This is a genomic window from Oceanithermus profundus DSM 14977, assembly GCF_000183745.1.
GTDB lineage: Bacteria > Deinococcota > Deinococci > Deinococcales > Marinithermaceae > Oceanithermus > Oceanithermus profundus.
Genome location: NC_014761.1, coordinates 77,819 through 91,644, shown reverse-complemented (window position 1 = coordinate 91,644; position 13,826 = coordinate 77,819). Strand labels below are relative to the sequence as shown.

General features: G+C 61.7%; 11 protein-coding genes. 2 read left to right on the top strand and 9 right to left on the bottom strand.

The window, feature by feature from the left end; genetic code table 11:
• Window positions 1-8: 8 nt before the first annotated feature.
• Genes OCEPR_RS00445 through OCEPR_RS00435 form a run of 3 tightly spaced genes read right to left on the bottom strand, consistent with a single transcriptional unit; the run spans window position 9 to window position 2,207 of the window.
• A complete protein-coding gene (locus OCEPR_RS00445; protein ID WP_013456732.1) occupies window positions 9-788 on the bottom strand; it encodes a carbohydrate ABC transporter permease in 780 nt (259 codons plus the stop codon).
• The gene (locus OCEPR_RS00440; RefSeq protein ID WP_041554303.1) at window positions 788-1,660 is read right to left on the bottom strand and encodes a carbohydrate ABC transporter permease; all 873 of its coding nucleotides are present in this window, start codon (window positions 1,658-1,660) and stop codon (window positions 788-790) included. Before OCEPR_RS00440 ends, OCEPR_RS00445 begins: the two co-directional genes overlap by 1 nt.
• Before the next feature lie 16 nt (window positions 1,661-1,676).
• Complete coding sequence (locus OCEPR_RS00435; protein WP_013456730.1) at window positions 1,677-2,207, bottom strand: hypothetical protein; 531 nt, start codon at window positions 2,205-2,207, stop codon at window positions 1,677-1,679.
• A 99-nt stretch (window positions 2,208-2,306) separates the two neighbouring features.
• Here OCEPR_RS00435 and OCEPR_RS00430 point away from each other — a divergent pair, with 99 nt between their 5' ends.
• Together OCEPR_RS00430 and OCEPR_RS00425 are read left to right on the top strand one after the other, a co-directional pair.
• Window positions 2,307-2,684 carry an HsmA family protein gene (locus OCEPR_RS00430; RefSeq protein ID WP_013456729.1) on the top strand — a complete coding sequence of 126 codons (378 nt, stop codon included), beginning with the start codon at window positions 2,307-2,309 and terminating at the stop codon, window positions 2,682-2,684.
• Window positions 2,685-2,844: 160 nt separating this feature from the next.
• Complete coding sequence (locus OCEPR_RS00425; protein WP_013456728.1) at window positions 2,845-3,495, top strand: MBL fold metallo-hydrolase; 651 nt, start codon at window positions 2,845-2,847, stop codon at window positions 3,493-3,495.
• 461 nt (window positions 3,496-3,956) lie between these two features.
• Here OCEPR_RS00425 and OCEPR_RS12470 read toward each other — a convergent pair whose 3' ends face one another.
• The 6 genes from OCEPR_RS12470 to typA all read right to left on the bottom strand — a co-directional run bounded on the left by OCEPR_RS12470 (window position 3,957) and on the right by typA (window position 13,786).
• Window positions 3,957-4,442, bottom strand: coding sequence for a phospholipase D-like domain-containing protein (locus tag OCEPR_RS12470; protein ID WP_013456727.1), 486 nt, complete (start codon window positions 4,440-4,442; stop codon window positions 3,957-3,959).
• A 3-nt stretch (window positions 4,443-4,445) separates the two neighbouring features.
• Entirely contained in the window at window positions 4,446-6,320 is a 1,875-nt protein-coding gene (drmB, locus tag OCEPR_RS13090) for a DUF1998 domain-containing protein (RefSeq protein WP_013456726.1), read from the bottom strand.
• Between the two features lie 13 nt (window positions 6,321-6,333).
• Window positions 6,334-10,200 carry a DISARM system helicase DrmA gene (drmA, locus tag OCEPR_RS12460; protein ID WP_013456725.1) on the bottom strand — a complete coding sequence of 1,289 codons (3,867 nt, stop codon included), beginning with the start codon at window positions 10,198-10,200 and terminating at the stop codon, window positions 6,334-6,336.
• A complete protein-coding gene (locus OCEPR_RS12455) occupies window positions 10,190-10,855 on the bottom strand; it encodes an HhH-GPD family protein (protein ID WP_083804192.1) in 666 nt (221 codons plus the stop codon). Before OCEPR_RS12455 ends, drmA begins: the two co-directional genes overlap by 11 nt.
• On the bottom strand, window positions 10,852-11,820 hold the full coding sequence (locus OCEPR_RS12450; protein WP_013456723.1) for a DNA cytosine methyltransferase: 969 nt from the start codon (window positions 11,818-11,820) through the stop codon (window positions 10,852-10,854). Before OCEPR_RS12450 ends, OCEPR_RS12455 begins: the two co-directional genes overlap by 4 nt.
• 163 nt (window positions 11,821-11,983) lie before the next feature.
• The gene (gene typA, locus OCEPR_RS00410) at window positions 11,984-13,786 is read right to left on the bottom strand and encodes a translational GTPase TypA (protein ID WP_013456722.1); all 1,803 of its coding nucleotides are present in this window, start codon (window positions 13,784-13,786) and stop codon (window positions 11,984-11,986) included.
• Window positions 13,787-13,826: the final 40 nt, after the last annotated feature.

The following is a 13,826-nucleotide window of genomic DNA, read 5'->3' as shown; positions in this document are numbered from 1 at the left end:
GCTCCACCTTAACCTTTCAAGCTTCCCTCGAAGGTCTCCACGATCTTGCGTTCGAAAAGCAGGTACACCCCCGCGAGCGGCAGCGTGCCCAGCAGCGCCGCCGCCGAGAGCAGGCCCCAGTCCGAAGGGTACCTGCGCACCAGGTCGGCCATCCACACCTGCAACGTCCACCAGGTCTCCGAGGTCATCACCCGCGGGTAGAGGACCAGGTTCCAGTGGGCCGCGAACGAAAGCACCCCGGCGGTGACCAAATGCCCGGCCATCATAGGCAGGAGCACCCGCACGAGCACCACCCCCTCGCCGGCGCCGTCGATTCGCGCCGCCTCCACCACCTGCCAGGGCACGCTCCTGAGGCCCTGGTAGAGAAGGAAGACCACGAAGGGGCTGGCGGCGAAGGGCCAGACGAGCGCCCAGGGGCTGCCCAGCAGGTGGGTGCCGGCGAGCACGCCGTAGAGCGGCACCAGCAGCATCTCCGCCGGCACCGCGAGCAGGAAGAGGTAGAGGCCCAACAGCGGCGCCCCCTCGCGCAGCGCGTAGGCCGCGGGGAAGCCGGTGGCGAGCGCCAGCAGCGTGGCCAGCCCGCTCACCCCCAGGCTGTAGACGAGCCGGCCCCAGAAGCCCTCGGGGGCCAGGGCGCGGAAGTTTTCGAGGCTGAAGCCCAGCCGGGTGATCTCGCCGGCGTAGACGAGCTCGGGCGGCAAGAAGGCGGCGTAGGCCATCCAGAGGAAGGGCAGGGCCACGGCGAAGACGAGCAGGGCCACGAAGAGGTGGCGCGCGAGGTTCTTCACTAGCGTTCCTCCATGAACCGCGCCTGGGCGTAGGCCAAGCCCAGCGTGAGCAGGAGCAGCACGATCGTCGCCGCGGCCGCGTAGCCGAGGCGGTACTGCTCGAACCCCACCTCGTAGATGAAGTAGCCCAGCACCCGGGTGCCCCCGAAGGGGCCGCCGCGGGTGAGCAAGAAGACGGCCACGTAGGACTGCAGCGTGAGGATCGTGCCCACGACGAGCAAAAAGGTGACCGCGGGGCGCAACAGCGGCAGCGTCACGTAGCGCACCGCCTGGCGCGGCGTGGCCCCGTCCACCCAGGCGGCCTCCAGCAGCGAACGGGGGATCCCCTTGAGGCTCGCCGAGACCACGAGCACGCCGTAGCCCAGGTAACGCCAGAGGGTGAAGGCCACCACCAGCAAGAGCGCCCAGAAGGGCTCGCGGTCCCAGGCGGGCACGACCAGCCAGGCCGCAAGCGGGCTGTCCTCGGGCACCAGGGCGTAGAGGAGGGTCTGCAGCGCGCCGTACTCGGGCGAAAGCAGCGTGTACCAGCTTACCGCGGCGGCCGAGAGGGTGACCAGGCCCGGGAGGAACAAGAGCCCCTTCACCCAACGCTCGTAGGGCTGGCCCTCGAGCGCGAAGGCCACGAGCAGCGAGAGCAGCAGGAAGCTGGGCAGGGTGACGAGCGCGAAGACCAGCGTGACCCGCAGGCTGTGCCAGAAGGCGGGGTCGGCCAGGAGCTCGCGGTAGTTGGCCAGCCCCACCGCCTCGGGGGCCGAGAGGCCCGACCAGTCCCAGGTGGAAAAGCGCACCACCTCGACGAAGGGGTAGAGGCCAAAGACGACCAGCACCACCAGCGAGGGTGCCAGCCCCAGCCACGCGGGTTTGGGCCTCAGCCTCATGCCGGGCGGGTTACCAGAGGAAGAGCAGGCTCGCGCGGAAGAGGTCGCGGTCGTTCGTGGCCAGCTCGAGCGCCACGGGGTCGTGGTAGAGCCTGAGCCCCAGCCCGTAGCTGAACAGCGAAGCGGCCAGGCTGCCCTTAGGGAAGTAGCCCACCCCCAGGCGGCCGCTGAGCGCGCCCTCCACCGGCCCCAGCGGCGGCAGATCCCAGCTGAAGCCGCCGCCCAGGTAGCCCCCGAAGGCGCCCGGATCGGCGTAGCGCAGCTCGCCGAAGGCGCCCACGGCCATGAACTGTCCGCCCACGCTCAGGCTGGGCAGGACCAGGAGCTTCCCGGTGGCGCTCACGCCCAGGCTCGGGTAGCGCACCTCCAGGTCCAGGCCGGTGTCGAGGCCCATGGGGGCCGCGGGCAGCTGCACGCCGAGCGTGAAGACGCCCGCACCCGGGTGGGCGTAGCCCAGCCCCGCGCTGTTCTCGGGGTAGGCGGGGGTGCTGGCCAGCGCCAGGCCCGCTAGCGTCCATACCAGGATCCACAGTCGTTTCATACGCTCCTCCTTTTGGGTTCCATCCTACACGGACGGCGCGCGACCACCGGGTTGCGCTATACTTTCGTAAACGCAAGGCAAGATCCAAAGGAGGGCCTCATGCCCACGGACGTGCTGTTTGCGGTGGTCTTCATCAACCTGGCGCTCGTCTTCTACACGGTCGGCGTCTGGTGGGAGCGCCTCTCGGGGACGCTGCGCCCGGCCCACCTGGCCTTCTTCTGGGCGGGGTTCGCGTGCGACAGCATCGGCACCGAAGCGATGCGGCGGATCATGGGCGGGCGCTTCGAGCTGAACCTGCACGGCGTCACCGGCCTGACCGCGCTCGCGCTCATGTTCGTGCACGCGCTCTGGGCCAGCTGGGTGCTGGCCCGCGGCGACGAGGAAGCCAAGCACCGCTTCCACCGCTTCAGCGTCCTCGTCTGGACGATCTGGCTGGTGCCCTACTTCACGGGGTACCTGCTCTCGATGCGGGGCTAGGGGCGCGCAGCGCGAACCGAAGCGTAGCGGGCGCCAAGGGCGTTCGTCCGCCAGGCTTTCTCTTTGCCCCGGCCCCGCCGCTGGCGAAGCGCTCGCCTGCCCGAACGACCACGCCGGCCCGGTTTGTGTGTGGGCCCCTGTGGCCGGGCTAGACTGGAGCATGCAGCTCCAGCTGATCCGCAACGCCACCCTGCGCCTCACGCTCGCCGGAAAGACCCTGCTCTACGACCCCATGCTGGGGCTCGCGGGCAGCCTGCCCTCGTACGCCGGCGTCGCCACCAACCCGCTGGCCGACCTGCCGCTGCCCCCCGAAGAGGTGCTGGCCGGGGTGGAGGGGGTGATTGTTTCGCACCTGCACGGCGATCACTTCGACAGGACCGCGCGCGAGCTGCTGCCGCGCGAGCTGCCCGTTCTGGCCCAGCCGGAGGACGCGCCGCGGCTGAGGGCGTGGGGCTTCGAGGGCGTTCTGGCGCTCGAAGACTCCGCGAGTTGGCAGGGGCTGGAAGCGATCCGGCTGCCCGCCCGGCACGGCTCGAGCCCGGAGGTGCTGGCCGACATGGGACCGGTTGCGGGCTACCTCCTGCGCGCGCCGGGCGAGCCGAGCATATATTTGGCCGGCGACACCGTCTGGTACCCCGAGCTCGCGGCGGCCGCGGCCCCGCTCGCGCCCGACGTGGTCGTCACCCATTCCGGCGGCGCCGTTTGGGGCGAGGGGCGGGAGCTCATCCTGATGGACGACGCCCAGACCGCCGCCGCCTGCCCCGGACGCTTCGCCGTGCCGGAGGATGGGGAAGAAGTTGCGACTACGTAGTTGACTAGTGTTTCGTCCTTGTCTACAAATAACTGCCGAGCCTTGACTTAGATGTTGGGCGAGAAGTTGTGGGGAGGCGCGGCACGACCGCTAAACAAGGGAAATATTTGGCCGGGTAGGGGCACGAAAAGCTGGCTGGGAAGGTCGATTATAAGCCTTGCACCTCCACCAACCCCCACCAGACTCCCACCTAAGGGTATATTTGCGGCAGTTGGATCATGGGGTTTTGGACGCTGCGCAGGCTTAGGCTAGAGGGTGCCCGCACTCTTGGCTGGAAGGGCAAAATATGCAATCTCTACCCCAGTTGGCAAAGGTTGATAGGCAAAGGGCCTTGTGCTAGTGTCGTTCACTGACAAATTTTCCACTTTTGATTTGACAGTTTAGGTTGAGGAATAAATAAAACATCCATGTTGGTAAAGGTTGGCCATAAATTTATTAATTATCATAATTACAATAGGTAGTTATTTTTGGCATTTTTTAAGATAACCTTCGAGTCTATCAACTGTTTTCCCAATTTCCCATGCCTCTTTTCCCGTAAGCCACACACCTAGCTCGTGATTGACTGTTAAGCCACCATATGTGAAGTTGGCCGAGCCAAGAATGGCATGTTCCCGATTGACCACGAGTGCTTTAATATGCAACAATCCACCGCATTCAGAGGGAGCCTGAACCAGAACCCCTTCTTCTTCCAAAACCATGAGCGTTTGGCGAACCCCGGGCTCGTGCTCTCGGGGGGGACGGGTAATCACGGTCATTCTGGCGCCTGCCCGGTAATTCTTGAACAGTAAGCCTTCTAAAACCGGACCAAATGAACGGTCGAATCCGTAAGAAACAATTTGGATTTCCTTAATTGGGAGCCCGAGAACCTCCCGGATAGAAGAATCAAAGGACCGCATGCCGTTACCAACAAGCGCCTCTCCGGTGGCAAGCAAACTCTTAACAGGCATATTCTATTTTTCTAACAATAATCTTCTATCCAGCCAAAGGTTTCGATGGCGACAGCTGGTTTCGGAAACAAGAAGACAAGCGTAGCATGCTGCACCGATCGGGCTCTCGGAGTGAAACTCATTTTCCCAGCACAATGGGTCGGAAGAACACACCTCAGCCCCGGCCACCGCTTTTTCTATAAGTTCTTTAATTTTATCTGCCAGGGCAATGAGTCCGCCGAGGGTTCCGTCCGTCCCCGAGCTGGTTGTGTAAAGAAGTATGGCGCCACGAACCTGTTCCGGATTCTCGCTCAAGGCATCAAAATCCAGGTAGATCCTCTCGCTTATAGAAGCCAGGCTGTAGCCGGAGTCAACGGCGAGTACTCTAAGGAGCAAGTGTGAAAAAGTATGCCACCACACAAAAACTGGGTGAAAGCGGTGCACATCCTGATCCAGAACGTTTCCCGATTGTTTCAGCGCTTCTTTGAAAAGCTCCATCCATTTTGCCCAGCGCTGATTTTGAAATATTAAGGCTTTATCCGTCGTGATGAACAGGCCCTCCCCAAGACTTTCATAGGCTGGGTACCACTTTTTTTCACCGTCCGCGCCGGGCGGCCACATAGCACCCATGTCCACCAGTTCTCCGACCACCCCCGAGGGGTCTCCGGTGCTCCCTACGGCCCGGCGGTAGCCTATTTGCACCGTTACCGTGTGAAGCCGTTGCAAGGGGGCAACGACAAACCCGACCCCGCCCGGACCTGGAATCTCCCTCCTGACCCCAGACGGATCCATCTCGATAAGCGTTGTGGCCCCGGAGCGGGCTCCACGTTTCCTCTGGAGTGGTGGAATTCCCTCGTCCATACCACGTAGCAGTTTGCGAAACTCATTCTGCCAGGCATCCTGCGGGCTGGACGGGCGGTGGTAGCCTAGAACGCGCTCAATCGCACCAGCCAGTGCACCGGGATCTTCAGCCAGCTTCCTCAGGTCCTCAAGGTCCCAACCCCGGCGCGTAGATTCTGCTCTCTCCAGAAACATTTCGAAGACTTCCTGCAGCCTCTCACCCTCCTCAGGCGCAGGAGCGGGCAGCCCGTTTTCCCTGGTTACTTGTAGCTTTTCCTGCGCTCCCCTGAGCAAACCCGCCACTCTGAGCGTGTGTATGAGTTCATCCTTCTCTAGCTGGAGCATCCGGTATTCGCCCGCTTCCATAGGGGGGACTGTAAGGAAGGTCTGCACCTCTGGAATGCGAAGGTTAACGGCCTGGCGTTGAATCATGCGCATTTTCTGATCGCAGTTGCGCGGTCTTACGGCCCCCGCCCCGGGTTCCTCATTTTCCGGAAACCTTCCGGTACATTCGTGCTCGCCGTAATAGGCCCTGGAGAGCGGTGCCTCCTTGCCGCAAACCGGGCATACGACGTAGGTTTGTGCAAGGCGCGACCCGCGATGTTCCCAGCGATAGTATTCCTGAACTTCGTCGTGGGGCCAGGAGCGTCCGTGAACGAGGCGGGACCAGTGAACTTCATCCAGATGCCCCGCGGGGCACGCCATGACAAAGCGGATGGCCTGCTCCCGGGAACCCGCACGCTGTTCCTGTGTACATTCCGGACAGCCCCGGGCATGAAGGATCCAGTGTTCGGTACAGAGCTTCCATACTGGAAACGATTGCGTTTTCCATGCGGCTTCGGGGGGGAGAAGGAAGGCTGCGGCAGGCGTTTCCGCATCAGAGCCGGTGCCGACGTAAGGAACCTCAACCTCTAACTCATGGGGATTTATCCCCCCCTGGAACAGGCCGGTATCGGTCGATAGCACGATCCGGGGACCCCCCGGAGTCTCGACAATCGCTCCGGGTCCCAGCTGTAGAATGAAATTCGAAAGGCGAACGTTCTGCTTCTTTCTGCTCATAGCATGAAACCCCTCAATACTCGATCCCGATAGTTTCCTCTATATCCCTGAGCGACTGGGGCGCATTTTCGAAAACAACTGGCAGCCCCTCCCGCCTGTGCAGGGGGTCACCGAGGACGACTGGTTTTTCCGCCTTTCCGTATTCAACATAAACGAGATCTTGACGGCGCTTCGCGATTTGCTGCCAGCGATCCAGTCCGGAATTTAGCAATTCCTCCACCCTCTCTGAGTCCGGGCGGCGCGCTGTCGGTTGGCGCCGGCCGCGACCTCGCAGGGCTTCAACGATTGCGGTTAAATAGGCGGAACTCCTGCTAGCAGCAATGGCCGTGGCCCCGGAATCAGGCCCCCAGTCCGCTGCCGTGTTGGAGCCGTTCCTGAGCATGGCCACCATCACGGGCCCGGCTGCCCGATGCAGCGCCGCGGGCGCAAAGGGCATTACCGTGATGGGCTCCACGTGGCGGTAGACCTGCCTGTGGTAACCCACGAAGAACTCGTAATGGCTGAGGTCCCGGGGACGGCTCGGGCGGAGAAGAGACACCACCAGGCCTGCTCGATTTCTTCCTACGCGGCCTGCCGCCTGAATGTAGGAAGCAGTGGTTTTGGGCTGTCCGTGAATGACCATGAGCGAAAGCTGGGGCAGGTCAATACCCGTTCCGAACATGGAGGTTGTAAGCAATGCGTCCGGCCGCTCGGATTCTCCCGCGAGACGGTCGAGAATGTCGGGAAGGTCCGTTGAATCGATCCGCCCGGAAAGCTCTTCAATTGACTCGGAATAAAACGGTCTAGCTTTTGTGCTGGTAAGTTGTTCCAGAAACTGCAGATGCTCCGGAATGTCCTGGCGCGTGAGGGCCCTTCCGCCGGCAAGCTCGCGAATCGCGTTAAAGTAGCCGACAAGAGTATGAAAATACTTGTAATCGCCGTCCTCCCTGCCGTTCCAAACAGCCTGCAAAAGCACGGCCCATACCCGATAAATTGGCTTGAGCGTCCCCGCGCCGGGTGCTGCAATACCCACGTAAAGCTGTCCTGGACGGGACTCATAGAGCGGGTGCGCCTCACCCCCACGAACGAAGAATCGATCGTTCGCGTCAAACCCGGGAGGGGGAAAGAGCGCGATACGGCGGTCGAAAACGGCCTTTACCTGACTGCCCGCTTCCCGGATGGTGGCCGAGGACGCGACATACTTTGGTTGGAAACCTTCAAAGTCCTCAGCGATGAGGTTTTCGACAGCGGTTTCGTACAGGCCCACAAGGCTTCCAAGGGGCCCCTCCACCAGATGCAGCTCGTCTTGGAGGATAAGTTCAGGTGGGGGTAGCGGTTCGCAGGCATCCCCAAGCTTATATATGTTATCTTGACGCGTTGCCGGGCCCTGGTAGCCGGACCACGGGTGATAAAAATTGACTTTTCCAAACAAATGGGAGGTTTTGGGCTCGTATGCCATCCGGGCAAACTTGTCTACCGTGCCCACCAAAAGTGAAGGGGGGTGCGCATAGACTTGATCGTCAACGGTTAGGGCGGGTATGGGAATGCGAACGGCGCCGAGACTGTTTGTGTTGGGAGCGACCCACGGATCAATGACACGCCTGAACACACAGCGCAAAGGAGTCCCCGTTTCTGGATGAACGTTTCCAACCCCATTCAGCCTTGGGTTACCGCCAGAGCCTGTTGTCCCGTTTACGTGGAAATCGAGGTCATCCCGAGGGGCCGTTTCCCACCAGATCCCCCCCTCCCCGATTTCGCCCAGAGGGCAGGTAGGGGAGGGGCACCAGATCTCGAAGTCCTCGAGCTGAGGGCCCTCCTTGCCTCGCCGGTAACGGGGAAAATAGCCCGGTCGAGAAGCCGCGAAAGGCGCAAGATCATATGCGTAAGCTGGCCCCGATTTCCACCAGCTGTCGATGTCCTGCCGGGTCAGGGCCCGGTCCGTTTCAATGTGCACCGTCAGAATTTCAAACCCTGAGGGAAGAGGTGTAACATCCAGGATCGACGCTTTGAATCCGTCCGGGTTCCCCAGCAGCCAACCCTCTCCGGGGCCACCATCCTCCGTCCCCTTCTCCCGGCGTACTACGAGGTGTAGCAAGTGTTCACCTGGTCCTAACCCGCCCGATGGCACAGCCAAGAGTGCCCCGCAGGCGGGACAGCCAGTGACCTGAGCTGGCTCGCCCCCTCCGCTAGCCTTTCCCGCAAGGACATCCAGTGCGCCGGGAATGCTGCGCTGTGCCTCGTTGTTCCAGGTTCCCTTAAGTTTATTCGGTGTGATGGCCCCGCCAACCCAGATACCGGCGGAGAACCGTTCCGTGCCCCACGGGAAGTCTTCGTCAGGAGCCCCTTCCGGCCTCCACCCCGGCTTCCCCGCCCCGGGATCCCGCAGCACCCTGAGGTACTCGCAGGAGGTGATAACCTTGAGTGCCCGGCGAAACTGCTGGAGCGTGAGAAGTCTGAGCGTGTAGCGGGAGATTACGGCGGTCCCCCCGCCAGAACCGCACTTTCCATTCCTCCCGTGAATCCGCCGGCGGTAGGCAAGCACGAAGGCTACCAGCGCAAGATACGCCTCAGTTTTCCCCCCGCCTGTGGGGACCCAGAGCACGTCGCAAACGTCGCGATCGGGCGAGTCTGGCCGGGCAGCCGATTCTATCGCGGCAAGCAGAAAGGCCAGCTGGAACGGTCTCCACGTGAATTCGCGGCTGTCCCAACGAGCCTGTAGCCAGAGCGCACGGTTGGCAAAGGCAAAGGCCATGCGCGCATCCATTTCGTCGTGCAGTAACTCGAGACCGCGCTCCATCCGCTTTAAAGTGTCATGTAATTCTTTTATAATACGCTTAACGGCGTTGCCTTTTAGATTCCTCGCGGCGGATTCCTGTTTCTCTATCCAGTCCCGGAACCCGCGCACTAGCGGCTCCAGGTGATGGGCGATCCTGTCCGGATCCGCGCTTGATGAAAGGGTTTTCGGGTCGAACTCCGGCTCCGGATCACCGCCTACCCATGTCCAGTCCGGGGCAGACAGCGCGTACATGGGGATGAATTCGGTACGTAAGTCCGGTGCCGTGAATCGCTCTAATAAATCCGGGGACAGGGCATATGCATCGGCCCAAGTAGCCATCCATTGCTCGCCACCCGGCGCTTCCCGTTCGGGATCAACCTCTTTCCAGGTTGCCGAACATAGCAGGCCGCGAGCAAGAACCGGTAGATTGCGGTAACCGAAATCCAGCATGGCCTGCTCGTCCTCTGAAACAGGAGCCTGATTGGCGTTTCCTAATGGAATCAATACACCTTCGAGAACGCGAATACGCAAGGAGGGCTGGAAGACGCACCGTTCCTCGATTTCGCCCTCCTCCTTTACCACCACCCGGACCTGAATAAAAGCCCGGACACGGCCGCCGGCATTTTTCACCCGAACATGAAGTTGCAAATCTCCCGCATCGAAGAGGCGATTTTGATCGAGAGTGAGACGCTCGATATGCCGGTAGTTCGGGTATCGCTGCCATACCTTTCCCGCCCCACTTCCTTCATGAAGGAGGTAACGCCCCCAGGTCAGCAAAACTTCGATCTCCGGTTGCTTTCCATCCGGAACCTCCAGTTCGAAGGCAATACCAAAAACGGAAGGGCGGCTTGCCGGGTGCAGGGCGGGAAGAGGCACAGGTGGAGGAGCGACCTCTCCGTCTTCTTGGTCTTCTTCCGAGGTGCCCTGCTCACCCTCAAGCCTGACGGCCTCGGAATCCGGATCCGCCGGCCCCTGCCTGTCCCAGGATTCCGGAGGCTCCAGCACCCCCGTTAAATACAGGTTCAGCGGACTCGCAAGTTCCGCATCAATCTTCTCCTCCGGACCGTCTAGCGGGCCGAGAACCTGGCGGACAAGATCTTCAACAAGCATTTTTCTAAAGCCCATTTCCGCCTCCCTTATGACATATACGGATCAGGGGGCACCTGTCGCACGCCGGATTCCGGGGTGTGCAGACCGTCGCCGCCAGATCCAGCAGAGCGTATATATAAAGACGCGCCTGCCCCTTCGGAACCAACGACTCTATCAGATCACGGTACTCACGCTTCTTTCGCGATGACTCCTTAATCTCTAGGCCGAACACCCTTCCGAGCACGCGAAGAGTGTTTGTGTCTACAGCAGGTGCAGGAAGGTCATACAGTGCCGCAAGAATGGCAGCGGCGGTGTAGGTGCCCACCCCCTCGATCGAGGTTAGCTCTTTCATTGAAGGGGGCAACAGGCCGCCGAATTGCTCCTTAATTATTCGTGCTGCATTTTGCAGTAAATTTGCCCTCCGGTGCAGACCTAGGGGGCGTATGATTTCCAGCAACCCGGACGGGTCCGCCCCGGCAAGTTCCTCAAACCCCGGGTATTTACGCACCAACTCTTCGTACGCTGGAACCACCTGCTCCGCCCGGGTACGCTGAAGCAAGAATTCCGCCACGAAGATACGGTAAGGGTCACGCGTTCCGCGCCATGGAAAATCGCGCAGGTTTTTCTCCCCCCAGCGCAGCAGTGCGTTGGTTATCTCGCGACCTCTAACTTCCACAACGGCAGTGTTCACATCTCTTCCTCGAGGATTTCACGTATAGCGCGCGCAGCAATCCTTGAAAACACGGGACTTACGGCGTCCGCAACCATCTGATAGCGAGTTTTCATGGAAGCCCCCTCAGGGAATCTAAAGGTGCGGTCAAACCCTATCAGGGCCATGGCCTCCCTGACAGAAATAACGCGCAGGGGGACCCCGTGGCCGTTCCCGACCCAGGGGGGGAGGGTATAGGTTTTCATCACATTCCCGAAAGAGGGCGCAGGTTTTTCGGGATCAAGCCTGTACCAGCCATATCTATTTGAGCGGTACTTGTCCTCGTACCGGTTGATGGTTCTAAAGTTAGGCCAGTGATGATCAGGCGCCTCCCCATATCCCAGCCTTACGTAATCAGCAAGAACGTCCCCTGCTGTTCTTGGTCGGGAACGGCGGCGCTCTTCATCGAGTTTCCTTAAAAAGCTCCGGGCGTGGTTCACCCGCTTCCCCCGGCGGAAACCGACCGCAAAGAAGCGTACCCGCGAGGTGGGGGCTCCATACTCCGAATACCGGACCCGGGTCTCCTCAACCCAGTAATGCCGCTTCAGAGAGGTGATCTTTTTCCGAAAGCCAGGGTCGCTGGCTATAGGCAGAACGTTTTCCATCAAGAACACTTCTGGCTTGAGGGCCGTCACGGCATTCAGGAATTTAATCATTAACACGTAATCCGGGTGTGCCGGCCCAAAAAGGTGGCGGCGGCGATTCACGTTACTCCACGGTCGGCAGGAAGGCCCCCCCACCAACACCAATGGCTCTTCCCGTACCCGGGGGACTAGGTTCTGAATCTGATAATCTCGGAGGTCGGTGACGATAACCTTGCCAATGCCGTTTAACTCAAAGATGTCCGGGGAAAGGGGATTGATGTCCAGCCCTGTAACATGAAAACCCTCTTGCGAGAATCCCCACGAGATTCCACCCATCCCGGCGTAAAGGTCAATGACTCTCATAACCTCAGAAACCTTCTTTTAGTATAAGCACACGAAACGGGCAATTCGGGCTTTGCACTGCCGCACTCCATAAGGGCGCTTGCTCCAAGCCTGCGGGCACCGCAAACAGCCAGCGGGTATGTATTTTGAAGTATCTAAGCCTTGGTGCGAAAAAGCAAAATGGTCACCGCGGCTCCTTCCCCCGCTCCACCCGCTTCCGCTGGCCGGGGTCGAGAATGGCCTTGCGCAAGCGCAGGCTCTTGGGCGTGACTTCGAGCAGCTCATCGGGGGCCAGGAACTCGAGCGCCTCCTCCAGCGTCATCTTGCGCGGCGGGATCAGCTTGATGTTCTCGTCGGAGCCGGCGGCGCGGACGTTGGTGAGCTTCTTGTTCTTGGTCACGTTGACGTTCATGTCGCCCTCGCGGGCGTTCTCGCCCACGATCATCCCCACGTAGACCTCGGTCCCGGGCTCGATGAAGAAGGTCACCCGCTCTTGCAGCTTGAACAGTGAGTAGGCGAAGGCCACCCCGTTCTCCATCGAGACCGCGCTTCCGGTGGTGCGGGTCTTGAGCTCGCCGGCGTAGGGGCCGTAGCCGTGGAAGGTGTGGCTCATCAGGCCCTCGCCGCCGGTCAGGCTGAGCAGCTGGCTGCGGAAGCCGAACAGCGCCCGCGCCGGCACCACGTACTCGGCGCGGATGCGGCCGCCCGCGGGCTCCATCTGCTGCATCTCGGCCTTGCGCTGGCCCAGGTTCTCCATCACCCCGCCGAACTTGGCCTCGGGCACGTCGACGACCAGGTACTCGTAGGGCTCCAGCTTCTGGCCGTCCTCGTACTTGAAGAGCACCTGCGGCTGGCCGACGGTGAACTCGTAGCCCTCGCGCCGCATCTGTTCGAAGAGGATCGCCAGGTGCATCTCGCCGCGGCCGTGCAGCTCGAAGGTGTCGGGGCGGGGCTCGACCAGCCGCAGGGCGACGTTGGTCTCCAGCTCGCGGTAGAGCCGCTCGGCGATCTGGCGGCTGGTCACGTACTTGCCCTCGCGGCCGGCGAAGGGCGAGGTGTTGGGGGTCAGGGTGATGGCCACCGTCGGCTCGTCGACGACCAGCCGCGGCAGCGGCTCGGGGTGGAGTTTGTGGGTGACGGTGTCGCCGATCTGCACCCCCTCCATGCCCGCCAGCGCCACGATGTCGCCGGTCAGGACCTCGGTCGTCTCCAGGCGGCTGAGGCCCTGGTGGGTGAAGGCGGCGGTCACCTTGACCTTGCGCGGCTCGCCGGCCGCGCCCACGATGACCACCGTCTCGCCCTTGCTGACCGTGCCCCGGTGCACCTTGCCGATGGCGATCTTGCCCAGGTAGCTGGAGTAGTCCAGGTTGGCCACCCTGAGCTGAAAGGGGCCTTCCTCCACCCGCGGCTCGGGGATGTGTTCCAGGATGGTCTCGAAAAGCGGGGTGAGGTCTTCGGGCTTTTCGCCCTCGCGCCAGGCCTGGCCCTCGCGGCCGATGGCGTAGAGGTAGGGAAAATTGGCCTGCTCGTCGCTCGCCCCCAGCTCGACCATCAGGTCGAAGGTCTCGTTCAACACCTCTTCGGGCCGGGCCTCGGGCTTGTCGACCTTGTTGAGCACCACGATGGGCAAAAGGCCGGCCTCGAGCGCCTTCTGCAGCACGAACCGCGTCTGCGGCATGGGCCCCTCGGCGGCGTCGACCAGAAGCAGCACGCCGTCGACCATCGAGAGGGCCCGCTCGACCTCGCCGCCGAAGTCGGCGTGGCCGGGGGTGTCGACGATGTTGATCTTGACGCCGTTCCAGACCACGGCGGTGTTCTTGGCCAGGATGGTGATCCCGCGCTCGCGCTCGAGCTCGCCGGTGTCCATGATCAGCTCGTCGTCTTCGTGGCCCCGCTCCAGCGCGTGGGCCTGTTTCAGCATCGCGTCGACCAGGGTGGTCTTCCCGTGGTCGACGTGGGCAATGATGGCAAGGTTGCGGAGTTCCATAAAACAACGCATCTTAACAGATCGCGGCCGCCTTGCCCAG